This window comes from Clostridium sp. TF11-13AC, assembly GCF_003481065.1.
Classification (GTDB): Bacteria; Bacillota; Clostridia; order Lachnospirales; family Lachnospiraceae; genus Otoolea; species Otoolea fessa.
On record NZ_QUKJ01000004.1, the window covers coordinates 49,110 to 73,653 of the forward strand.

Annotated in this window: 20 protein-coding genes and 2 riboswitches; of the genes, 2 read left to right on the forward strand and 18 right to left on the reverse strand. The window is 48.3% G+C overall.

From position 1 onward, the window contains the following. Positions 1–3: 3 nt before the first annotated feature. From DXD12_RS09950 to DXD12_RS10005, 12 genes are all read right to left on the reverse strand, one after another. The gene (locus DXD12_RS09950) at positions 4–2,262 is read right to left on the reverse strand and encodes an excinuclease ABC subunit UvrA (protein ID WP_118638284.1); all 2,259 of its coding nucleotides are present in this window, start codon (positions 2,260–2,262) and stop codon (positions 4–6) included. A gap of 146 nt (positions 2,263–2,408) precedes the next feature. Further along, entirely contained in the window at positions 2,409–3,002 is a 594-nt protein-coding gene (locus DXD12_RS09955; protein ID WP_107001407.1) for a TetR/AcrR family transcriptional regulator, read from the reverse strand. A gap of 257 nt (positions 3,003–3,259) precedes the next feature. Next, the gene (locus DXD12_RS09960) at positions 3,260–4,015 is read right to left on the reverse strand and encodes a HesA/MoeB/ThiF family protein (protein WP_182457064.1); all 756 of its coding nucleotides are present in this window, start codon (positions 4,013–4,015) and stop codon (positions 3,260–3,262) included. 20 nt (positions 4,016–4,035) lie between these two features. After that, positions 4,036–4,233, reverse strand: coding sequence for a sulfur carrier protein ThiS (gene thiS / locus DXD12_RS09965; RefSeq protein ID WP_022360324.1), 198 nt, complete (start codon positions 4,231–4,233; stop codon positions 4,036–4,038). Positions 4,234–4,272: 39 nt separating this feature from the next. Further along, positions 4,273–6,483 (reverse strand): aldehyde ferredoxin oxidoreductase C-terminal domain-containing protein, encoded by a 2,211-nt coding sequence (locus DXD12_RS09970; protein WP_207663956.1) that lies wholly within the window; start codon positions 6,481–6,483, stop codon positions 4,273–4,275. A 15-nt stretch (positions 6,484–6,498) separates the two neighbouring features. Continuing rightward, positions 6,499–6,885 carry a 4Fe-4S binding protein gene (locus DXD12_RS09975; RefSeq protein ID WP_022360326.1) on the reverse strand — a complete coding sequence of 129 codons (387 nt, stop codon included), beginning with the start codon at positions 6,883–6,885 and terminating at the stop codon, positions 6,499–6,501. Beyond that, positions 6,885–7,337 (reverse strand): hypothetical protein, encoded by a 453-nt coding sequence (locus DXD12_RS09980; RefSeq protein ID WP_118638286.1) that lies wholly within the window; start codon positions 7,335–7,337, stop codon positions 6,885–6,887. Before DXD12_RS09980 ends, DXD12_RS09975 begins: the two co-directional genes overlap by 1 nt. A 13-nt stretch (positions 7,338–7,350) precedes the next feature. Next, entirely contained in the window at positions 7,351–9,258 is a 1,908-nt protein-coding gene (locus tag DXD12_RS09985; RefSeq protein ID WP_117796064.1) for a molybdopterin biosynthesis protein, read from the reverse strand. 74 nt (positions 9,259–9,332) lie between these two features. Continuing rightward, positions 9,333–10,562, reverse strand: a complete 1,230-nt coding sequence (gene glp, locus DXD12_RS09990) for a gephyrin-like molybdotransferase Glp (protein WP_118638287.1) — start codon at positions 10,560–10,562, stop codon at positions 9,333–9,335. Between the two features lie 249 nt (positions 10,563–10,811). After that, positions 10,812–10,952: riboswitch (molybdenum cofactor riboswitch) on the reverse strand. A 142-nt stretch (positions 10,953–11,094) separates the two neighbouring features. Next, positions 11,095–11,805: an ABC transporter ATP-binding protein gene (locus DXD12_RS09995; RefSeq protein WP_118472599.1), complete on the reverse strand. Its 711-nt coding sequence runs from the start codon at positions 11,803–11,805 to the stop codon at positions 11,095–11,097. Then, positions 11,792–12,475: an ABC transporter permease gene (locus DXD12_RS10000; protein WP_022360331.1), complete on the reverse strand. Its 684-nt coding sequence runs from the start codon at positions 12,473–12,475 to the stop codon at positions 11,792–11,794. Before DXD12_RS10000 ends, DXD12_RS09995 begins: the two co-directional genes overlap by 14 nt. A gap of 210 nt (positions 12,476–12,685) precedes the next feature. Then, complete coding sequence (locus DXD12_RS10005; RefSeq protein WP_022360332.1) at positions 12,686–13,606, reverse strand: substrate-binding domain-containing protein; 921 nt, start codon at positions 13,604–13,606, stop codon at positions 12,686–12,688. Positions 13,607–13,733: 127 nt separating this feature from the next. After that, positions 13,734–13,855, reverse strand: a riboswitch (molybdenum cofactor riboswitch). Between the two features lie 587 nt (positions 13,856–14,442). Between DXD12_RS10005 and DXD12_RS10010 the strand changes: the two genes are divergently transcribed. Together DXD12_RS10010 and hypD are read left to right on the forward strand one after the other, a co-directional pair. Further along, positions 14,443–15,363 (forward strand): trans-4-hydroxy-L-proline dehydratase activase, encoded by a 921-nt coding sequence (locus DXD12_RS10010; protein WP_118638288.1) that lies wholly within the window; start codon positions 14,443–14,445, stop codon positions 15,361–15,363. A gap of 5 nt (positions 15,364–15,368) precedes the next feature. Continuing rightward, positions 15,369–17,816 carry a trans-4-hydroxy-L-proline dehydratase gene (gene hypD, locus DXD12_RS10015; protein WP_118638289.1) on the forward strand — a complete coding sequence of 816 codons (2,448 nt, stop codon included), beginning with the start codon at positions 15,369–15,371 and terminating at the stop codon, positions 17,814–17,816. A gap of 157 nt (positions 17,817–17,973) precedes the next feature. Here hypD and DXD12_RS10020 read toward each other — a convergent pair whose 3' ends face one another. The 6 genes from DXD12_RS10020 to glmM all read right to left on the reverse strand — a co-directional run bounded on the left by DXD12_RS10020 (position 17,974) and on the right by glmM (position 24,375). Beyond that, positions 17,974–19,056, reverse strand: coding sequence for an ethanolamine utilization protein EutH (locus tag DXD12_RS10020; protein ID WP_118638290.1), 1,083 nt, complete (start codon positions 19,054–19,056; stop codon positions 17,974–17,976). Between the two features lie 97 nt (positions 19,057–19,153). Further along, complete coding sequence (locus tag DXD12_RS10025; RefSeq protein WP_118523293.1) at positions 19,154–20,446, reverse strand: 2-hydroxycarboxylate transporter family protein; 1,293 nt, start codon at positions 20,444–20,446, stop codon at positions 19,154–19,156. A 21-nt stretch (positions 20,447–20,467) separates the two neighbouring features. Beyond that, positions 20,468–21,613, reverse strand: a complete 1,146-nt coding sequence (locus tag DXD12_RS10030; protein ID WP_182431313.1) for an SEC-C metal-binding domain-containing protein — start codon at positions 21,611–21,613, stop codon at positions 20,468–20,470. 360 nt (positions 21,614–21,973) lie between these two features. After that, a complete protein-coding gene (locus DXD12_RS10035; RefSeq protein ID WP_117796070.1) occupies positions 21,974–22,486 on the reverse strand; it encodes a nitroreductase family protein in 513 nt (170 codons plus the stop codon). A 29-nt stretch (positions 22,487–22,515) separates the two neighbouring features. After that, a complete protein-coding gene (gene greA, locus DXD12_RS10040) occupies positions 22,516–23,019 on the reverse strand; it encodes a transcription elongation factor GreA (RefSeq protein ID WP_022360596.1) in 504 nt (167 codons plus the stop codon). A gap of 3 nt (positions 23,020–23,022) precedes the next feature. Further along, positions 23,023–24,375 (reverse strand): phosphoglucosamine mutase, encoded by a 1,353-nt coding sequence (gene glmM / locus DXD12_RS10045; RefSeq protein ID WP_118638291.1) that lies wholly within the window; start codon positions 24,373–24,375, stop codon positions 23,023–23,025. Positions 24,376–24,544: the final 169 nt, after the last annotated feature.

The window sequence follows — 24,544 nt, forward strand, 5'->3', positions numbered from 1 at the left end:
TATCTATAAGCTCTCCCGCAGATACTCCCGCGTCACACTCCGCTCCGCTTCCAGCATCTCCTTCGGTGTCCCGGCAAAGAGCAGACTGCCGCCTGCGAGTCCGCCGCCCGGTCCAAGCTCCACGATATAGTCGGCGTCCTTCATCACATCCAGGCTGTGCTCGATGATAAACAGTGTATTGCCCTGATCGGTCATCCGGTTGAAAAGCTTCATCAGACGGCGGATATCGTCGAGATGCAGCCCGTCAGTCGGCTCATCCAGAATAAATATCTGTCCCCGCTCATCCAGCTTGCTCGCCAGCTTCACACGCTGCAGCTCGCCGCCGGAAAGCGTCGTCATCGACTGATTCAGATGCAGGTAACCGAGTCCGACCTGTACCAGCGTATCGAGTTTCTTCACAAAATCCGCATCTTCAAAGAACTGGATCGCCTGACGGACGGTCATATCCATGACTTCCGCAATATTCTTTCCCTTGTACTGATATTTCAGCACTTCCTCCGAATACCGCGTTCCGTGGCAGACCTCGCAGACCGTCTCAATCGAGTCCATATATGCCATATCCGATATAATCACACCTTTACCCTGACACGCCGGGCAGGCGCCCTTGGAATTGAAACTGAAATATGCCTGTGCGACATGGTTCGCTTTCGCAAAAAGCGCCCGGATCGCATCCGCGATATCCAGATACGTCGCCGGGGTCGAACGCAGATTGATACCGATATCCTTCTGCCGGATCGAGATCACCTCGCCTGGATACTGGCTCGTAAAATATTCCATCAGGGAGCTTTTTCCCGAACCAGCCACACCGGCGATGACCGTCATCACGCCAAGCGGCAGTTTTACGCTCAGATCTTTTAAGTTATGAAGCTTCGCGTGCTCGACCTGATACCATCCGGTCGGCTTGCGGTACTCCATCTTCATCGGCGTTTTCGTCCGCAGCATCCGTCCGGTCACAGTGTCCGCTTTCAGAAGATCCTCGTAGCTTCCCTGATACATGATCTGTCCACCGTTTATGCCCGCTTCCGGTCCCATATCCACAATGTGATCCGCCAGAGCGATGACTTCCCGGTGGTGTTCCACAATCATCACGGTATTTCCGTGCTCTTTCAGCTTGATCAGCGAATTTTTGAGATTCTGGATATCACGCGAATGCAGTCCGACGCTTGGCTCATCAAGCACATACATCATATCGGTAAGCGGCGAATTGATGTAACGCGCGATCTTGATACGCTGCGCCTCGCCGCCGGAGAGAGTGTCTGTTCCACGGCTTAAAGAAAGATAGCTGAGTCCGATCTCAATCAGCGCATTCATCCGCTTCAGGATCTCGGTCTTGATATCACGTGCCAGCGGATCATCGATCTGGCGGATAAACTCTGCCGCCTCCGGGATCGGCATATCCGAAACCTCGCAGATATTTTTTCCGTTAATCAGGCAGCTCCGGATCTTCGCATTCAGTCTCGCCCCGTGGCACTCCGGACACGTAAAGGTGCTGACAATACGATCCAGCTCTTTCTTGTGAAGCTGTCCTTCCTTAGATGTAATGATACTGCGGTACATACGCGGATAAATGCCCTCGTACTTCGCGGATTTCGGCCAGTTTGCCGGCGGGTTTTTCAGGCGGATCTGCGGCGAATAGAGAAATAAATCCATCTCTTCCTTCGAATAATCCCTGATCTTCTTGTCCAAATCAAACAGACCGCTGTACGCGTACCGCTTCCACCGCCATGCGCCGGTCGTGAACGCCGGCCACTGGATAACGCCCTCATCGTTTAGGCATTTATCAAAATCCACCAGCTTGTGGATGTCCAGCTCCGTCACAACGCCCAGGCCCTCACAGCGCTCACACTTGCCACTCGGATGGTTGAAGGAAAAGCTGTCCGAATAGCCGACAAACGGTTTGCCTACACGTGAAAAGAGCAGGCGCAGCAGCGCATAGATATCGGTGTATGTGCCGACCGTTGAGCGGGAGTTTGCCACCGGCTTTTTCTGATCGATCACGATCGTGACCGGAAGATTCTCCATGCGCTCAACCTCCGGACGACCATATTTCGGCAGAAACTGCTGGACAAAACTTGGAAATGTCACATTCAGCTCCCGCCGCGACTCTGCCGCAATCGTATCAAGGCAGAGCGATGATTTGCCCGAACCGGACACACCGGTAAAAACCGTGATTTTCTTTTTCGGAATTTTCAACGACACATGTTTCAAGTTGTTTTCCGTTGCATTCACAATGCTTATATACTCCTGATTTTCTCGTTCCATCTGGCATTTTTCCTTTCTTAAGCTGCATTTTCCCGTCCCAGGTTCCTTTATTTTAAAGGTACTCAATGCTATCCTGATCTGTACGCGGCTATCACGCACAAAAGCAGACAGAAAATACCCCTAAGAAGCATTTTCCGTCTGCTTTTTTATTTGACTTCCTGCTTTACACGCACTCCGCCGAACAGCAAAGGCATTGTCTTTCTTGTATACTCTCCAAGCGCATAGCCACCGTCTGAAATGCAGTAATCATAGATGATTGCCCTCTCGCAGAGTGCATACATATGTGCAATCTCGTAATATGGCATACTGCGGGTAATCTGCCCCCGGCGCTGCCCCTCATCGACCAGCTGATTTACCATCTTATAGTAAAAACGGTTCTGGTTTAAAAGATGCTTATCCCCCTTTGTCACCACCTGTGAGGAATAGAGTGACGCCAGAAGCCCTACCGGGATATCCGACTCTATCAGATCATGTACACTGAAGCAGAGCGTCATAAGCTTGTCAAAGCTGTCCATCTCCGGATCCAGCGCCTGCATTACCTCTTCATACTTTGCATCAAAGATCTCTGGGAGAGATGCCAGAAGCTCATCCTTTCCACTATAATAATGATAGAAGCTTCCTTTTGATGTTCCAGACTGCAGGATAATCTCATCGATCGTCGTCTCCTCATATCCCTTCTCATGAAACAATTTCCATGCAACACGGGCAATTTTTGCTTTTGTGTTATTACCCTTCGCCATTTGCCTTTTACCTCTTAACTTCTCAATAATCGTAATTTCAGGGAAACATTCCTGGTCATCTAATTTACCTTTTTGTTTACCTGAATCCAGCCGAAAGCAGAGTGGATAATCTTCCTCATCTGCTTTCGGCAATCTAATTTATTTTATCATTCTTTTCCTGTGAAGTAAAGAGATTGTTCATAGTGTCTATTTTTAATATCGTTTTCTTACGGCACCTTCGGTTCCAAAAGTACCTACCCGTAAACAGTAACCCGTTTTCACATCCGGTGAACTTTGGTATGTGCATGGCAGCTACACTGGGGATGAACCGGAATTTCTATCAGATCCGTGGACCACGTTTTGACATCAATGAACAGCATTTTTCCAATCAGCGCCTCTCCCTTACCCAAAAGAAGCTTCAATACTTCTGCCGCCTGCATACACCCGATCATGCCAGGAATCACACCAAGCACACCATAAGCGGCCGAATTCGGGTTTCCGGATGGGTCCTCTGCCTCCGGACAGAGACAGCGCAGACATGGTCCGTCCGATGCGAACACGGTAACCTGTCCCGCAAATTCACAGATAGCTCCATATACATCCGGCTTTCCCAGCTTCATACATGTGTCACTCAGCAGATAGCGGGTTGGAAAATTATCCGAAGCATCCACAATCACATCAAACTTTGCAAGAATTTCTTCTGCATTTTCAGCTGTAATTCCCTCTGGGTATACTTCTACCTGCACCGAATGGTTCCGGCTCTGAAGCTGCTCCGCCGCCAGTTCTGCTTTTGCCTTTCCAATGTCCTGTTCCCGGTAAAGGATTTGCCGCTGCAGATTGCTGACATCCACCCGGTCAAAATCAGCAATCCCGATCGTACCGACTCCTGCTGCTGCCAGATAGAGGCTGACGGGAGATCCAAGTCCCCCCGCCCCGACTACCAGCACCCGGCTTTCCGCCAGCTTTTTCTGTCCTTCTTCTCCTACCTCCGGCAGGAGAATATTTCTTTTATAGCGTTCTTTGTCTATCTCCAAACCAGCGTCTCCTTTCTGAATCAACCGCCCCCCAGTAAATGATAAATCTTCAAATCATCTGCTTCTTCAAGTGTTACTTTATCATAGTCTTCTGGCCAGACCAGCTGCCCATTTACCTTCACGACCAGCTTGGGCCAGGTAAATTTCATGTGTTCCATCACACCCCTGATTGTCAGTCCTTCATGCCAGTCCGGATATGGACGGTTATTCAGTACCATTATATCCACTTCCCTTCTGCAACGTATTAATGAATAGTCTTACTGAAGCGGCTCAACTACTTCCAAAAGCTCCGGAAGATCCATGCCAAGCTCTTTCAGGTGTGCAATTGTCGGAACACCGTTTAAATTCCAGCCGCGCTTCGGATATACCGCATCAATCAGCTTCTCATATTCCCCTTCTCTGTGCTTTCTGGTCGCAGCCATCTTTTCCTTTAAGGACATTTTTTCGACTTCTTCTTTTGTAAAACCAACCAGCTCTACCAGCTGACCATCGTAGCGCTCCTGACGGGACAGATATTCTTCTTCCGTAACCGGTCCCTGAGAACGGTATGGAATCGCATCGTTCGCACGCAGTCCCTTGCCCAGACGAATGTTGAAAACACGCTGGAAATTGTAGACACGCTCGGACATTTTAATCATCTCATCCCTATCAATCTTGACCCCAGTAACACCATAATAAAGATCCAGATAGTTATCTACGTGCTCCGGTACCTTCGCCGGTTCATCGGTCAGGCTGTTGTCAGCCGGTACAATATCATTCCACGGCAGCTTGCAAAGTCCCAGAAGACCAAACCAGGTTCTAAACATCGGATAGTAATACAGCGCCTCCGCCTTATCCTCAAAGGTAGGGATCTGGTTATTTACCTGATCCATGAAAATCAGCCATGCCTCATCATGCTGCGGTCCCTTATTGGTCAGACCATAGCCGCCCTGCTGCGCCAGGGATTCTTTGGAAGCATACTCTGAATATTCAAGTCCCTTCTGTTCCATCGCAATATCATTCATGAAATCCATATCGCCCCAGCCCTGCGCTGCAAAATACTCTTTCTGCTTGTGGCTTCCAAGTGCCGCAATCTTGCCAAAGCCTTCGTTTCGCGCCATCTGGTGCAGCAGCTCCAGCTCCGCCTCTGCATTGCCCCATACAAGCTCCAGACCGCCGGTTCTCTCCTTATTCAGGATACCATTTTCATAGCATTCCATCAGGAAGGCAGTCATGGTGCCAAAGGAAATCGTATCAATGCCATATGTATCACAGTAGAAATTCACTTCCAGGATTACCTGCGGATCGGTTACGCCGCAGTTCGGACCAACACCGGCTGCTGTCTCATACTCCGGACCATCCACACATACTTTATGTCCCTTATACGGACCTGTCTTTAATTCAAACTGATCGGCTGTTTTAGCACACGCCATCGAACATCCATACCAACATCCGTCCGCTCCGCCCTGAGTCAGCCATTTATTTCTCCATACCTCCGGTGCCATCTCATCGATCTTATCCGTTCCGCCATATTTATAATTGCGCGTCGGCAGAATATCATAATCGCTCATGATACGCAGGGAGTATGCTGTTCCGGATTTACGCATTGAATTCTGTTTGTCATCCTGTGTCGCCACCTCACGATGGAATTTCAGACCATCCCGGTTCAGGATACTGATATCATATACATGGTTCAGATTTGCTTTTACACCTTTAAAATGGCATACCAGCGCTTTAATGTGCTTGTCCGCAAAGACACGTCCGATACCACCACGTCCAGCCTGTTTTAAGCGGACTACATTTCGCTTCGGATCATAGAATGTAAAATTCAGCATAGAGAGGTTGCAATGATCCGCCGCTGAACCAGAACATACGACCGCCACGTTTTTGCGATCATTGTCATCCTCCGCATACATGGTTGTCAGCTCTTCTCCCAGTACATGTGCATCTTTATGCTCTAACGGTGCTTTTTCAATTGAAACGGTTCCCTTATTGCCATCGATGACAATAATCACGTCTTCCTCCGCTTTTCCAGTCAGCTCGATCACATCAAATCCGGAGAATTTTAAGAATGGGCCAAAATATCCGCCGACGTTTGAATCAATCGGGATATCTGTCATCGGTGAAATGCTGCATACCAGGCATTTTCCGGTACCGCCGTACTGCGTAATTCCGGCAATCGGTCCTGCCGACATGGTGATGGCATTTTCCGGAGAATTCCACTTTGTATCCGGATTCGTTGCATCCCACAGATAACGCAGGCAATAACCTTTTCCGCCGGTAAATTTTTCTTTGACCTCCTGAGGAATGTCGATCATATCGATGGTGTTATCTGTCACATTGATTCGAAGACGCTTATCCGTATATCCATGATACAGCGGCTTTGGCTCATATGTAACCTGATTGAGAACCGTGTGGGCCTCTTTCATTTTTTTGATTTCTTCCATATCTGCGTCCGCATAACGCGGAAGATCACACATTTTAATCATGCCTTTCTCCTCCTTTTACTCTTCTACCAGACGGATCGCTCCGGTCGGACATGCTTTTACGCACAATCCGCACGCCGTACATTTGGACGGCTCCAGATAATCATCACACTGTACCATAACATTCTCCGGACAGAATCCAACGCACATCAGACAGCCGGCACATTCTTTCTTATTCAGCCGGTAAACGCCTCTCGCATCCTCCGTAATCACACCTGTATTGCACACTTCAGAACATTTTCCACACTGTGTGCACACAGCAATATGATGGCTTCCATCCTCCTTGTCGGTAATGCGGATGCAGGATTTCATTGGATCCGAAACCTTGTAAAATGCCTTCGAACAGGCTTCTTCGCACTGGTGGCATCCAATGCAGAGTGATTCATCTTTCTCTAATCGTCTCATCACAGTTCCTCCTTTTTGTTCAATTTCATTATTTCATCCGAAACAGATACATACCCGTCCCGAATCACTTCCAAAAATATGGCTCCTGCCGAAAGGCGGCAGAAAACTCCTTTTTCATGGTAAATACACTCTGGAAAACACTTTTTTCCATACCCGGAGACGCGGAACACCGCCCCTCCCGCCGCCAGAAGATCCCCCGTATTTAACTGGGTGGTATCTATTCCCTCCGTTATCAGGTTTGCCTTGTAGCGGCGGAAGCAGAGTCCCGGTTCTGTCTGCTTCTCCATCCAGTCCCGGGTTTCTCCCGCCAACAGCGAAGTCTGCCTTTCACCTCCCGCTGCATGCCGGTCACCCTCCATTCCGATCCCCCTTCGGAACCAGGCGCTCTCCACGGCTTCTCCCGGCTGTCCCCTCTGCCGGAACACATATAATTCACGCACAACTGCTCCCATCTAATCCCCTCTTTTATAAATATAAAATTTCTCCGGTTCTTGCCAGCCCATAACCACCGAGCTTCTCCACTCTCTCTGCAAACTCCCGGCTTTTCAAAACCGCCAGAAAATGCTGTACCGGTGGAAAATCCAGAAATCTGACCGGAATCGCAAAGTCATACTCTTCCCGTCCAATCTCAATAAAATCAAGTCCCATTGCCCTGGCTGCCGACTGGATTCCCATGCCCGCGTCTGCATCGCCGCCGGACACGGCAGCCGCCACTGCCATATGCGTTGCCGCCTCTCTGTCATATCCGTGAATCTCTTCCGGTGAAATACCGGCTTCCTTCAGCTTATAATCAAAAAGAACTCTTGTCCCCGCTCCTCTTTGTCGATTGACATAATTCAAGCCACGTAGATCTTCAATTTCATGGATTCCAAGCGGATTTCCTTTTTTAACGATAATTCCCTGAATTCGCTCAACGCCCTTGACAAGTGCCATTTTTTCACCCGCAAACAGTTTTTTCAGGATCGCAATATTATATTCTCCTGTCTCTTCATCCAGCAGGTGAGTCGGAGCCAGATGCGCTTCTCCCCGCTTTAATGCCATTAAACCGCCCATACTGCCTACATGCGTACTGGAAAGGTAATTACCCGGGTACATACACGGCAGCAAATCTGCCATCACATCCAGAATCAGATCATGGCTTCCGATTGCCACTGCCGTACTTCCAATTTCCTCCAGGGAACGGTATAGCTCTACGTCAACGGTATCTCCCGCCTCGACCCCCTCGCTGTTCTGAGGAATCACACAGAATCCGTCTGCCCGCACCAGGCTCATTGCTGCTCCCGCCCCGCGCGCCAGTGGAGAAGCGACGAGCTTGTCACCCACTTCTCCTACCTTCACCCGCACATACTCTTTATGTTTCAGGGATGATACAAGGCGTTTGGATATGACAGCCCGCACCGTCGTGCCGCCTGTTTCTGTACGTCCTGCCAGTTTCTGCAGCACAGGAATCACAAAATTTTCAAAGTTGATATAGGCGGATACCGGATATCCCGGAAGTCCGATTACCGGTTTTCCATTGACAATCGCCAATATTACCGGTTTTCCCGGCTTGATTGCCACCCCGTGTACCAGAACCTCCCCCAATTCCCGAAGTACATGAACCGTAAAATCTTCAGTTCCTGCACTGGAGCCGGCATTGACAATCACCATGTCATAGTTTTCAACCGCCTCTGCCACCTTTGCTTTCAATGTTTCATATTCATCCGCAATCGGCGGAAAACGATGGGGCGCACCGCCATGTTCCGTTACCAGTGCCTCAAACACTCTCGAATTTGATTCGATGATGTCCCCATCCCTGGGTTCCTGTCCCGGCTCTATGATTTCGGTTCCCGTCGGAAAAATCGCTACCGACGGCTTTTTCAACACCTCAATCTCTGTAATTCCGCCAGACAGGAGAACACCTATATCAATCGGGCGTATCTCATGATAACCGGGCATCAGCATCTCACCCGCTACGATATCTTCTCCGATCGGACGCACATGCTGCCATGATGCAGCTGCATCCGTAATCTGCACCGATCCGTCTTCCTGCTCCAGCAGATCCTCCGCCATGATAACTGCATCGCATGGTGCGTGAATCGGATCGCCCGTATCCACCACTGTAAAATCTGTACCCGGATACAGGGTAAGTGGTTTCCGCTCCGATGCTCCCTTTGTTTTCTCTGCCTCAACCGCGATTCCATCCATCGCCGCCGCATTATAAAGCGGGGAACAATATTTCGCATAGACTGCCTCTTTTGTAATCCGGTGCAGACTTTCCGTCACGGGAATCCATTCTGCCTTGGGGCTTAATAATTCCCCCAGTGCTTTCTGGTAAAGGGCTTTTGCCTCCTCCACCGGTGTATTATTCAGATATAAATTTCTCTTTCCCATCTCTGCCTCTATTCTGTTTCCACCAGGCTCTGCCGATCCTTTATCCTCCGCCGCCCTTCTGGAAGCAATTCATTTTAAAAGCGGTATACCTTCACCTGCTCACCCTTCTTCAGTCCCTCCTGATTCATATCAATCAGAACGTAGCCGTCTGCCTCTGCCATCGTCGAAATCAAGCCTGATTTTCCAAATACCGGTTCTGCCTCCAGCCCCTGCGGAGCCATCTGAAGCTTTACCAGCAGGCAGGTTGTTTTTCCGGGTGCCCCCGCCAGGTTCGTTGTCATAAAGGCTTCTAGCGGAGGTTGATCTGGCTGACCGGTTACCTGCTTCCAGAGCCACACAAATAATAAGTGGAAAACGGTAAGCGCTGCTGCCGGATGCCCAGGAAGTCCTCCTAACAGCGTATTTTTCTCTTTATCATATCCCAGAATCGTCGGTTTTCCCGGTTTCAGTGCCAGCCCATGGGTAAATACTCCCTCCTTGGAGATGCGGTTTAATATCTCCATAGTCATGTCCTTCTTTCCCTGGGAACTTCCTCCGGAGATCAGAATCAAATCACATGCTTTGACCGCCTCTCTGATTTTCTCCTCTAAAAGTACCTCTTCATCCCTCACCGCCTCTGCCGAAACAAGCTCCAGACCTGTCTTCTTCACATAACAGGACAGCGCCCATGTATTAATATCCCGCACCTGTCCCGGTCCAGGAACCTGATCGATCCTGACCAGTTCGTCGCCCGTCGATAGAATTGCCACCTTCCACGGTTTAAAAACCGGAACCTGAACCACGCCAAGCGCTGCCAATGTTCCCGCCTGCGCCGGGCCAATCCGGGTTCCCGCTTTAAGGACTATATCCCCGGTTTTTACATCTTCTCCCGGAAGCACGATGCATTTCCCATACGGAACATTTTCATACAGGGCAACCTCATCTGTTCCGAACCGTTCACTGTATTCTACCATCACCATGGCATCTGCCCCTTCCGGAACCATGCCGCCGGTCGGCACATAGGCACAGGTACCCGGTTCAATCTTTGATACCGCCGGATGTCCTATCTCTACTTCTTCCAGCACCTTCAGAAAAACCGGGATACTTTCTGTTGCGCCCGCCGTGTCCTTTGAACAGACTGCATACCCATCTACACTGGAACGGCGGAATGCAGGAATCATTTCCCCAGAGACAATATCTTCTGCTAAAATACAGCCAGACGCATCTGCAAGCGCAACCCGCTCCGTCTCCGGCAGGCACTCTTTTGCCGCTTCAAGCAGACGTTCCCGCGCCTGCGCCAGCGTATCAACTTTCAATAACTTCATAATTCCTCCCTTGCGGCATGATTCTTCTTCGCGAAGGTACGCATCCACGCGAAGTGCTTTTGATTCATAGGCCGCCTCTCCGAATGAAACAAAAAAACGAATACAGAAAACATTCCGCTCTCTGTATCCGTTCCTGATGATGCAGTCTGCCTCTTATGGCTTTCTGCTGATATGCACTTATCTACATCAGGCTTTGCTTGGGCTGGCGGAATTTACTGCTCTTTTCCAGAACTTCCGGGTCTTCATCCCGGTCATCCGAGAGCTATTCCTTTCCAATGCATCGTCTGATGCGGGGAGGCACCCGCGTTTCCCCGGATACCCATTGGCTTTTCTTCCATCCTGTGAATCGGTTCACAGCTTAGGCAGAAAAGCTCGAAATCAACTCTGTATAACTGCCGCTCTCGTGCGACAATTCTCTTTCTCATGATTTTCTACCAGAAATTATACCACATTTTCACAAACTGTGTCAATCATCCCAAGCAAAACTCTTTCCATTTTTTTCACATTCAGCGCAATCATCTCGCATTTTTATTCATATTTCTGAACTTTTTTCATTTTCGCGATATGAAACCTCTGTATCTGCCAGATATCGACGTATGGACGGGTGAGAGGGGTGAAGAAGGATTTCTTCCGGTGTTCCAGACACCAGAACATTCCCCTGTTCCATAAAATGTACCTGGTCACAAATCTTGCGGACATGCACCAGCTGATGGCTGATTAGCAGCCATGTCATCTTATTTTTCGTCTGCTGCTCCCGCATCAGCTGTTCAAACAATTCTGTACTGTCAGGATCCAGGTTGGAAAGTGTCTCATCAACAATCACAAACGCAGGGTCAAATACCAGAGCCCTGATAAATGATAATTTCTGCTGTTCCCCGCTGCTCAGGGAACGGGCATACTGATTTTTTTTCTGCAGAAGCCCACATCGTTCCAGCCAGGCATCCATCTTCGCCTCATCTGGGCGGATTCCCCGTATTTTCAGCGGATAGATCAGGTTCTGATACACCGTATCATGCAAAAGATACGGTCTCTGTGTTGTCATCGTGATATCCCGGGGTGTCAGTCCCTCGTAATCAATCCTCCCGCCATCTGGAACCAATATCCCCTGTATCAGCTTGGAAAGTGTTGTTTTTCCGCAGCCATTGGTTCCTATCAGACCATGAACCTTCCCGCTCTCCAGATACAGTTCCTCGATTTGAAGCGTAAACTGACCCATCTTCTTTTGCAGCTTAGAGATTTTCATCCGGTGTCTCCTCCTGTCTGAAATGTTCTGCCAATGTCTGTACCGCAAATGCCAGAAGCATCAGGATCACTCCCAAAAATACCCCTTCATAATAATCGCCTGCACCTTTCAGGGTTGAAATCGCAGTCGTCATTGTCCGGGTGCTGTTTTTTATATTTCCACCTACCAGAAAGACCGCCCCGACCTCACTGATGGAACGCCCATATCCAGACACAACCGCAAAATAAATTTCATTTTTCATTTCACGCAGCAGAAGCCGCGCGGTCTGATGCCGGTCAGCTCCCATCGTCCTGGCAAACGCCCGGATCGAAGGCGCCGTGCGGACCGCATATGAATATACCATTCCACAGACGATCGGAGTAATGATCAGAACTTGAGCTGCCACCATTCCTTTGATCGTAAATACCCATCGAAGCGCCCCAAACGGACCTTTTTTTCTCAAAAGCATATATGTGAGCAGTCCGATGACAACCGGAGGTGCTCCCATCAAGGTCCGGTTCACGCGGACTACCAGCTTTTTTCCTGGAAATTTCGTCTGCTCCAGCACAAGTCCCAGAAAAATTCCAAGCATGGACGCAATCAAGGTTGACCAGAAAGACATCACCAGCGTTACCCGGATAGAATCTATCACTCCGACCGTACCAAAAAATTTTGAAAACAGGTTTCCCATATTTTTTCTCCCAGCATATCCACTGAAACACCTTATGTTCTGCAGGCGTTCTCATTTTCTCAATTCTTAATGACAGAAAAACCGGAAAAAGTGCATCCTCCCTTCTCCGGTTTCCTGTTTATACATTATAAATTCTGCAAGGTTCAACTGCCTGCTTTATTCGTTTAAATACGCTAATTCCAGCACTACCACATATCATCCGGCAGTATTTTACTTCTGCTCTGCATTCGGGAAGAATAACGGCTCGCCGTACTCCTTTACGCCGTATTCACCGATCAGCGTCTGGATTTCCGGAGAACAGATCCACTTGATAAACGTATTCGCCGCCTCGTTGTTGACATCCGGATATTTCTCCGGATTTACTGCGATAACGCCGTACTGGTTTAAAAGTTCCTTGCTGCCTTCACATACAATATCCATATCCGGGAAATCTGCCTTCTTGGCAAGCCAGGTACCGCGGTCAGACAGGCAGTAGCCACCTTTTTCATCTGCCATCGCCAGTGTATCAGCCATTCCAGCGCCTGCCGATACATAATTTGGATTGCTCTCATAATCTGTAATTCCCAGCTTCTCCCAGATTCCGGTCTCCTTGTTATGGGTACCAGAGTTGTCTCCACGGGACACAAATGTCAGCTGCTCGTCCATGATCTGCTTAAATGCAGCGTTGATATCATCCGTCTTTGCAATCGGACCATCCTTCGGTCCTACGATCACGAAATCATTATACATAACCTGGAAGCGCTCTACACCGTAGCCGCTCTCCACAAATTCTTCTTCTTTTGCTTTAGAATGAACCAGTATCACATCGACTTCACCATCTTTTGCTTTCTGAATCGCATCACCGGTTCCTACTGCCGTCCACTGTAAGTCAATACCTGTATCCTCTAAAAAGATTGGCTTTAAGTAATCCAGAAGACCTGTATTATCGGTACTGGTCGTCGTTGCCATCAGAAGCGTCTCTCCGGATGCTTCCTTGGTCTCCTCTGCACTGCTTTCCTCAGCAGCCTCTGCGGTTGTCTCTGCGGCGCTTTCCGCCTCCGTTGTCTCTTTTGCGCTTCCGGAGCAGGCTGTCATAGACAATGCTGTCATGGCCGCCATTGCCAATGCAATGATTCTGTTTGTCTTCTTCATGAAATTGTTCTTCTCCCTTCTTTTGTTTAAGAATACGCTGAAAAACATTTCATCGGAACGAGACTCTGGCAGAGGATGCGCCGCCTTTTACCAGCTGCCTTTCTTCCTAATAAGCAGCAGGTCCTACTTCTCTTTCCAATGCATTTCTTTCCAAATGCGGGAGGCATCCGAGTTTCCCCTGATACCCATTGGCTGTAAACCCTGACAATATACTGTGTTAGGTTTTTCAGCTCGAAATATAGTTTTCCTGGCTTCTGCTGTCCGGGTTCTTCTAATACTTCCCGAAACATCCTTATACATTTTTACTATACCATGTCAAAATTCCTCTTGTCAACCGGGCAACTTTCACATGAGCGAAATTTTTTCATTTTTTCAAGCTTCTTATTTATTTTGTTTTTTGTTTTCTACTGCTCTTTTCTACTGTTATTCTGGATTTTTAGTCTTTTTTCACTTCTATCTTGATTTTCCTTTTTCATATTTGTGCGATGCCCTTTTAACTGTGCTTAATTTTTTGTTTTTGTTTTGTATTTTATGAATATTCACACCATTTTATCTTTTCTACAATTTTCACTTTCTTTTCACGCATAATATCCTCACTTTTGCCGATTGTAAGCCCCATTTTTCTATGTTATCTTATATGTTATATTAATTTTCTTTTATAGTCATTCCGCACTCCGCTTGTTTCAGCGTGATCGGATGATTATTTTTCAGATTCGTCTGTTAAAAATTAAATTAATACATTTTTTTCAATTTACTCTTGTATTCTTGAGTTGGTTGTAGTATTATAGACTCAGAACTAGAACACAGTCTAGTTTTTTGCAAAGGAGGGGGAAAGGATGGCAGAAACTCCTTACATATTTAACATCCAGAAATTTTCAACGCACGACGGTGATGGTGTCCGCACCACGATTTTCTTCAAGGGATGTCCCTTACGCTGTATGTGGTGCCACAACCCGGAGAGTCAGCATTATTATAAGGAACTGATTTTTCATCAACACAAATGTACCGCCTGTGGTCGATGCGTTGCAAAATGTAAACAGGGAGCCAATTCCATCGTAGACGGCAAGATTGTATTTGACCGTTCCAAGTGTACCGCCTGCGGCGTCTGTACCGACTGGTGCATCACAGAGGCCCGGGAGTTAGCCGGTAAGGAATACACGGTAGATGCACTTGTCAAGGAAGCGATGAAGGACAAAATCTTCTATGAACAATCCGGCGGCGGTGTAACACTTTCCGGCGGTGAGGTTATGGCTTCCCAGCATATGGACTATGTGGAAGAGGTCTGTCGCAAGCTCCACGAGAACGGTGTCAGCGTTTTCATCGACACCAGCGGCTACACAGACTATGAGAATCTGAAGCGGATTCTTCCTTATGTAGATGTTTTTCTCTACGACATCAAAGTGATGGATCCGGAAGACCACAAGAAGTATATTGGCGTTGACAATTCACTGATTCTAGAGAACTTAAAGAAATTAAGTGATGAAGGCGCAGGTCTTTATATCCGGCTTCCGATTATCCAACAGGTCAACGCAACCGATGAACACATTGAAAGTGTCATCCATTTCCTGAAAGAAAACAATATTCACGCACGTCAGGTAAACCTTTTACCTTATCATGACATCGGAAAGGGTAAATACGCCAGCCTCGACATGGAGTACCATGATGATGAGATGAGCGTACCGGTGTCCGAGCTTATGGAACACTTTAAGTCCATGTTCGAAGAACAGGGCTTCAACAAAGTCAATATAGGAGGATGATTTAAATGGCAGAGAAAATTGATACTTCATTCGTAATCAACACACCAGAAGGTCTGTTAAAAGACAACGACCGCGGATGTACCGAAAGAATTAAAAGACTGAGAAGACTCAGCCATTCTACCCAGCCGCATCTGGATCTGGAAAGAGCCAAAATTGAAACCGATGTTTACAAAGAGTACGAAGGTTCCGTATCTGTACCGGTTTTAAGAGCTCTCGTTCTGAAAGAGTACTTCTCCAAGAAAACTCTTTACTTAGGCGATGATGAGCTGTTAGTTGGTGAGAAGGGTAAAGACCCTCAGTGTTCACCGACTTTCCCGGAGCTGTGCTGTCATACCATCGAAGATATGCACATTATGAATGATCGTAAACTGGTTAACTTCACCGTTACCGAAGACGATCTGAAGCTTCAGGAAGAAGAGATCATTCCGTACTGGAAGAACCGTGCAGTCAGAGAGCATCTCTTAAAAGCTATGACCCAGGAATGGAGAGACTGCTATGAGGTTGGTATGTTTACCGAGTTCATGGAGCAGCGTGGACCGGGTCATACAGCCGGCGGCAAGAACTTCTACATCAAGGGCTACGGCGACTACAAGAAAGAGATCGAGGAGGCTATCAAAGATCTTGACTACTTCAATGATCCGGAAGCTTATGACAAAGAGCAGGAACTTCGCGCTATGGATATCTGCTGCGATGCTATCATTATCTTAGGTAAGAGATATCACGATCTGGCTCTTGAGAAAGCTGCTGAGGAGAAGGATCCGGTCAGAAAAGCAGAGCTTGAGCAGATTGCAGCTAACTGTGCGGTTGTTCCGGAGCACAAACCGGAGACCTACTGGCAGGCACTTCAGATGTACTGGTTTACACACCTTGGTGTTACAACCGAGTTAAACCCGTGGGATGCATTTACACCGGGTCGTCTGGATCAGCATCTGATTCCGTTCTATGAGAAAGATACCGCTGCAGGTACTCTGGATGATACAAGAGCTCTTGAGCTTCTTGAGTGCCTCTGGGTTAAACTGTTCAACTCTCCGGCTCCGGTTAAGGTTGGCGTAACCTTAAAAGAGTCCGGTACATATGTAGACTTCGCAAATATCAACTCCGGCGGTGTGAAGGAAGATGGTACTGATGCAGTTAACGCTGTTTCTTACTTAATCCTTGACTGTATGGAAGATATGAGACAGAACCAGCCGAACTCCAACGTACAGATTTCCAAAGTTACTCCGGATAAGTTCTTAAAGAGAGCCTGCGAGATCGCTCGTCAGGGCTGGGGCCAGCCGGCATTCTACAATACCGATGAGCTGATTCAGGAGCTGGTAAATCAGGGCAAATCTCTGGTAGATGCAAGAAACGCTGGATGCTCCGGATGTGTTGAGACAGGTGCTTGGGGAACCGAGGCTTACTGGCTGACCGGTTACTTAAACATCCCTAAGTGCTTACAGCTCACTCTGTATGATGGCTACGATGTAATGTTCAAAAAACAGATCGGACCGCACACCGGCAAGGCAGAAGACTTTAAATCCTACGACGAACTGTGGAACGCATTCAAGACACAGCTTGAGTACATCATCGATGTTAAGATGCGCGGCAACCTGGTTATCGAGAGAATTTACGCAGAAATGATGCCGGCTCCGTTCCTTTCCATCTGTACCGATGACTGTATCAAGAAAGGTAAAGACTACAACGCTGGCGGTGCAAGATACAACACAAGCTATATCCAGGGTGTTGGTATCGGAACCATTTCCGATGCACTTTCCTCTATCAAGTTCAACGTATTTGACAATCAGAAGTTTACCATGAAAGAACTCATCGACGCTATGAATGACGACTTCAAGGGTCATGAGGATATCCTGAACCTGGTTAAGAATAAGACTCCGAAATACGGCAACGATGATGATTATGCAGATGACATCATGGTAAGCGTATTCAACGAGTACAAAGATTATATCACCGGCAGACCTACCACCAGAGGCGGTGTATATCATGTAGATATGCTTCCGACCACCTGCCACGTATACTTCGGTGATGTTATGATCGCAAGCCCGAACGGACGTCTGGCACATATCCCGCTGTCTGAGGGTATTTCCCCAGAAAAAGGCGCTGATATCAACGGACCGACCGCAGTTGTTAAATCCTGCTCCAAGATGAATCACTGTGAGACCGGCGGTACTCTGCTGAACCAGAAGTTTACTCCGGCTGCTATCGCAGGCGAGAAGGGTATTGACAACCTGGCTGCTCTGATTCGTTCCTACTTTGCTATGAACGGACATCATATGCAGTTCAACGTTATCGACCGTCAGACTCTGATCGAAGCTCAGAAGAATCCGGAAGAATACAAGGAACTGATCGTCCGCGTAGCTGGATACAGTGACTACTTCCGCAACCTGGATAAACCGCTTCAGAACGAGATCATTGAGAGAACCGAGCAGAGCTTTGGAGGCTGTGGCTGCTGTTAATTGCTCGCAACAGTTTGACAACTCTAAAAGTCTTAAGTTCAACATATAATGCCTTCTATGAAAATGATATAGCCCCAAAAGGGCGGAAAGCCCCGGCAGCAAAACTGCCGGGGCTTTCTTATTTCTTTATCCTTATCTCAATATCAGATATTCCGCTCTACTCTGTTATCATTTTTGACCTTCTCAGACAAATAACCGCCAGGGCAACTGCCAGTCCGCCTGACAGCACCTTGCTGATCATATAGGCTGTTACCCAGTTTCCCGGTATCAGGGACGCTACAAGGGTCATCTGACCGCCTACCACATAGGCGCCTGCAACAGAGAAAGCCGCATTTAATACTTTTCCGCGCTTATCCATCTTGGAAAACAATGGCAGCATCGCAAGGCTCTGTATAAAGGAAAGGAACAGTCCGACAACTGCCTCCTCATTGATACCCAGGATCGCCCCGATGCGCTGGATCGGCTTTTGGAGACGTTTTAACGCCACCTGCGACAGCACCAGACCGCCGCACGCTGCGATGACCATACGGAGTACCATAAAAAGCATTTCCTCAATCAGAGCATTCTCGACAACCGCATACTTCGGCATAAAAATTCCGAAGACTGCCACACCAAACAGGAAAAAACTAAAAATACGGATCGCATTTCCGATGAAAATCATGATCTTCATCGTCAGCTCCGGAACCAGCACAAATGCCGCAATCAACACCACGCACAGCACCAGCACCGGGATCATATTAAAAAAGAGCTGACGGACAGGCAGACCCAGCATCAGACCTCCGACCGCCAGACCAGACGGTATGGCAATCAGCCCGAAGATGAATCCCCGCATCAGCTCTCCTATTTCATCTTTTCGAACGGCTGCCAGAAAGACCGGCAGCTGGTATCCGACCGTCATTCCCAGACTGCCTGCTACCATCGCACCGGTAAATGCTGCCAGCGCCGGTGTCGCCGCCAGCTTCTGTGCCATGCCAAGCGCCCCCATATCCGGCGCCAGAATGCAGCTTGGAATGAGCGCCGGATCAAATGGCATATGCTTTGCCGACTCCGCAATCGCTTCCGCGTGCGTCTGCACATATGTAACTCCGATCGCATAAAATCCTACCGTGGACATCGCCAGACCGCCCATCGTGGCAAGCCCCTTTTCAAAGTTCGGCATCAGCCCCAGCTTTCCTCCCAGTATCTCATCCAAAAGCCCGGCTGCCGCAAATACAAGCATGATCGCAATGAATATGTTCATAAGACCTACCTCTCAGCTTTTCCCTATTTCTCTATTCCCCTGTTTTCACTTATTTTCCCTCTATCAGGCACATTTCTCTGTCAATCACAATTCTTTTTTACCTCGCCAGCAGCTGTATCAGCACGCCCCCGATGGTCAGCATCAGTGCCCCGCAGGAACGCGTCACAATCTGTGCAAATGGAAGCAGTTCCATCCGTTTTGAACTGCTGAGCACCGCTACATTTCCGGATCCGCCCATGTTCGTTGTACACATCCCCGCTGCGATCGATGATTCCAGCGGATAAAATCCCATCTTGATGCCGATCAATCCGGCGGTCAGTGTGATCGCCCCGACAATCAGCACGACACTGAGCAGATAAAATGGAGTGATCGTGTGTAAAATCGTCTTTAAATCAATCAGCGTCGCCCCGATTCCGGTCAGCGCCGCCGCTGTCCAGCTGTGGATCGCGAACTGTCCCCACTCTCTCGCCGCGTCCTCCAGGCGCTCTGAAAGGATTCCCGTTCCCTTCACAATCACAACTGCTACAATCATCCACGCATACGTCGGTACAATCGAAATAAAATGATGGCAGAGCGCCCCTAGTTCATAAAATGCCATTGAAATGATAAGCCCCGTACATAAGAGTGCGAAGGTCGGTTTCATCGGAGGCTGTTTCTTCACTTCGTGACCATCATTGACAAGGCAGCCATTTCCGGTCAGGGATGGCTTTCGCTCGCCGATATTATTGGCTAAACCGCCAAAAATGATCGCCACACAATTTCCCAGCACCGTCGCCGGTGCGATCCGCGTCAGGATCTGTCCGGCGTCCGTCCCCAGAACCGACGAATACATTGCCGACAGAGGCACTGCTCCCGCCGTCATGCCGCCGCTCGTCATCGGAATACCGATATACAGGATGCCTTCCAGAAAACTATCCCCCATCACCATACCGAGCAGACCTGAAAGTATCACGCCGACTGCCAGCGATATGACAGCTGTCGGAAGCAGTTTCACCGTTGCGCGGATCAGAAGCCCGCGGTCGATATTGAAAAGACTTCCTGTGATCAGCGCTGAGATATAGAAGACCAGAAATCCTTCTTTGTTGACAAAATTGTCCAGAATCTCATGCGTCTGCTCTGGAATCAGCCCCAGCGCCTGGATGACTGCCGCCCCCAGAATACAGATGACCGAGCCGCCCAGGTACGTTTTCACAACCGGTGTATGATTTCCCAAAAAATTGAGTCCCTCGCCCAGCACCATCAGCGCAATCATGCCGCCGACCAAGCCTGCCGGAAGACAGTCCATATACATACAGACCACCACCAGCGCCAAGATGCCTAGATACAGAGGGATGGAAAAACCAGCGATCGTATTAGCTTTGCCAGATATTTCTTTCCTCTCTTGCTGCATTTTTCATTTCACCTCTGAGTATTAATTTCTTCCACAACACTTCTTATATTTCTTCCCAGATCCGCAAGGACACGGATCATTCGGATAAATCTTCTCCACCTTTTTCGCGGTTACCGGTGCTGGCTGGGACATTTCCGGCACCATCGCCGGCATGCCGCCGATCATACCTCTCTCACTTAATTCCCACGGTTTATTTCCGCGGTTTTCTTTTGTTCTCGTATTGTTGAACGCATCCATGAGAAGTCTTAAAAATTCGCCCATCTGCTGCTCGCTCTGGAAGACAATCCCTTCTTCATGCATCTTATTCATCAGTTCTGCCGGTGATTTTCCTTCATAGCTGCTGGTCCACGTCTCAAAGCACCATCTAGCCGCTTTCTCATACGGCACATCCAATTTTTTTATGAAATAGGACTCCAGCTCCTTATAAGCCAGTACCCCTGCCTCATACCCTTTCTGACAGATTTCATCCAACTGCTGTGCAGACGGAATATAGAATTTTTTATTCTGCTGCTGTTTCAACAAAGCAGTGAGTCCATCACCCTCAAAAACTGGAAGATGTACATACAAGCCCCTCTCGGAATAAAGCGGATTCTCTTTCGGCAGGTCCTGCATTCCCAGTTTCTCCATCGGGAAAATGCAGGATTCTGTGATGTCCTCCGGCATTTCCTCCAGCATCCCGATCATTTCTTCGATCGTGCCTTTCACCTTCAATTTGTACAGTTCATACAAAATTTCCAGCGGCGCAATCTCATAATAATCGATAAAGAAGCTGATACACTTCATCAGCCAGCCTTTTTTGCTCTGAACCGCCCGGAATGCCTCATCGTCAATCCCGCTAAAACCCTGTGCAATCTCTTCAAAGACAGTAAAGCAGTCACTCACTTCCTCAAAACTTCCAAGTACGTATTTATATAACTGCATTCCATCCATAATCTCTTCTGCAGAAATTTTCTGTGGCTCGGTACAGGCTTTGCAAAAAAGCACCATCTGCTCTTTCGTCAGGCATGAAAGTCTGCCCCGGAGTGCCTCTTTTGTCGTTAAATATTCTACAATTCGGTCAATCAGGTCATCCTTTTTAAGCCGGGAACAGTTCTTTAACTCGTAGCTTCTTGCTTCGTTTAATAAGTCTTCTTTGGTCCATTCTTTTAAATATTCTCTTAATAACATACAATTTCCTTTTCTCATCCTACATCGTTTCATGCTTCTCTTCATATTTTTTTATTATACTTTTAAATGCACATGGATTGCAAGATATATCGTTACATATTTCTGCTTCGCGCGAGTGCGCATCATTGGCATTACACAAAAATACAGCCTGTCTCCAAGCTTTTCAGGAAACAGACTGTATCAATTAAGGATTATGGTAAATAAAGGATTGTCGTAACTGTTCAGTAGGTCTGCGCATTTACTGCGCTGACCGTACGAAAACATGGGCCAGCAGGCAAAAATCCCATTGCCGCAGGCAATTTTTAATGGATTTTTGCGCGTGACTGTGAAGGTACTGGACAGTTACGGATTGTCTATATTTTACAGAAATACTGCCAGCTCTTCCAGCGGCTTGCGATCTGCATGCAGCCTGGACGGATGAGCTGTCTCTGCCGGATATCCAAGCGGCAGATAGGCCGTCGGCTGTAAGCCCTTCATCTCTGGGAACTGCTCCAGCAATTTTTCTGGATTGAACATACCAACATACGTTGTTCCCAGTCCCAGTTCTGCTGCCTGCAACATCATCTGGGAAACCGCCAATGTCACATCGATCTCTCCATGGTTTTTCCCGTCCTCTTCCCTTTTCCAGGAAATCTCTGGATCATAGGCTGCTACAATCACAACCGGCGAATGAAAATGACACGCCGTACATGCATCCGCTTTCGCCAGAGCCTCCTCACTCTGCATCACGAAAAAGCGCTGTGGCTGTAAGTTATGTGCCGTCGGGGCTTTGCGTCCTGCCTCCAGCACTTTCTGTAATTTTTCTGCCTCAACCGGGCGGCTGTCAAATTTACGAAGTGAATAACGTGCATCACATAATTCTTCAAATTTCATAGTAATCAAAACTCTCCTTTGTATTGCGACTAATAACTACGAATCCGATCCGAATCCTCTTCTCCCGTTTTCTCGATCTTCCGGATCTCCACCACATAGCTGCTCTTATCGTTGACCTTCACTTCCACCTGGTCACCCACATGGTGTCCTTCGATCGCTTTTCCGAGCGGCGACTCAATACTGATCCGGTTTTCCAGAGAATTGCCCCGGATGCTCGTTACCAGACGGTATACTTCTTCCTCGTCGTCATCCTCAAAATACAGGGTAACCGTATCATTCATTCCGACCTCATCCGGGCGGGATTCTTCCGATACGATCTTGGCATGCTTCAGCATATTTTCCAGATAGCGAATACGGCTTTCATTCCGGTTCTTATCCTTCTTAGCAGCATAATATTCGAAGTTTTCGCTCAAGTCACCCTGTGCGCGCGCCTCCTTGACCGCCTCGATCGCCTCTTTGCGGACCACCAGCTTCCGATGGTCGATCTCTTCCTGAATCTTCTTTACATCACTTTCTGTCAACTGCTCTCTCATGTCTTACTCTGCCAGTCCCTTTTTCTCTATCATTTCTACAACCTGTGCTACATATTTTCCGCAGATTTCATCCGTCGGTGCCTCGACCATCACGCGGATCAGCGGCTCCGTACCACTCGGACGAACTAAGATTCGACCGGTATCGCCCAAGGCATCCGATACCTTCTGAACCTCCGCCTGCACGTCGCGGTCTGCCTGCGCCGCCTCTTTATCCTTGACTCTGACATTTTTCAGAACCTGCGGATAAATCTGCACCTCATCAGCCAGCTTTGCAAGTGTCTCTTTCTTCTCCAGAATCACTTCCATCAGCTTTAATGATGTCAAAATGCCATCTCCGGTCGTCGCGTGCTTGCTGAAAATGATATGGCCCGACTGCTCGCCTCCCAGACAGTGACCGTTCTGGGACATATTTTCATAGACATACTTATCGCCAACCGCCGTCTTCTCATAAGAAATACCCTCGCGCTCAAATGCCTTATAAAGACCGAAGTTCGACATAACCGTGGTAACAACCGTATTGTTGACCAGCGTGCCCTGTTCTTTCATGTATTTTCCACATACATATAGAATCTTGTCGCCATCTACCAGCTTGCCCTCACTGTCCACTGCCAGGCAGCGGTCCGCATCTCCATCATAAGCGAATCCAACGTCCAGATGATTTTCAACCACATATTTCTGCAGTCCCTTGATGTGGGTGGAACCGCAATTTGTATTGATATTCAGACCATCCGGCGTGTTATTGATGACGTGTGTCTCCGCGCCCAGTGCATCGAATACGTTTTTCGCAATCGCGGAAGCGCTTCCGTTTGCACAGTCAAGACCTACCCGCATATTTTTGAAAGACCGTGTTGCCAGGGAAATCAGATAACCGATATAGCGGTTGCGTCCCGCCGCATAGTCAACGGTGCGTCCGATCGCATCGCGTTTGGCAAATGGAATTTCGCCCATCTCGCCATCCAGATACGACTCAATCTTCTCGATCGTCTCCTCCTCCAGTTTCTCGCCGCGTCCATTGATGACCTTGATTCCGTTGTCATAGTATGGATTGTGGCTTGCGGAGATCATGATACCGCAGTCAAACTCCTCGGTGCGTACAACATACGATACACTCGGAGTAGTTGTCACGTGAAGCAGATAGACATCTGCGCCGGAAGCGGTCAGTCCCGATACCAGCGAATACTCAAACATATAGCTGCTGCGTCTCGTATCCTTGCCGATCACGACCCGGCAGCGATCTGCTTTCGTCTTCTGTCCATAGTACCAGCCCAGGAAACGACCTACTTTATAGGCATCCTCCACGGTCAGCGTCACATTTGCCTCGCCGCGGAATCCGTCTGTTCCAAAATATTTACCCATTTTGAGAGTTCCTCCTACATCATCAAATACAGAGTCCAAAGGTCATGTACATTTATGGAAATCCCCCACTAACATACATGACCTTCTACGATTTTGATTCCAACCTGAAGAAAATCCTGCAGCCAACGACGCTTCACACTTTCTGCCGCTGCTGCTTTCTATGTCTGAT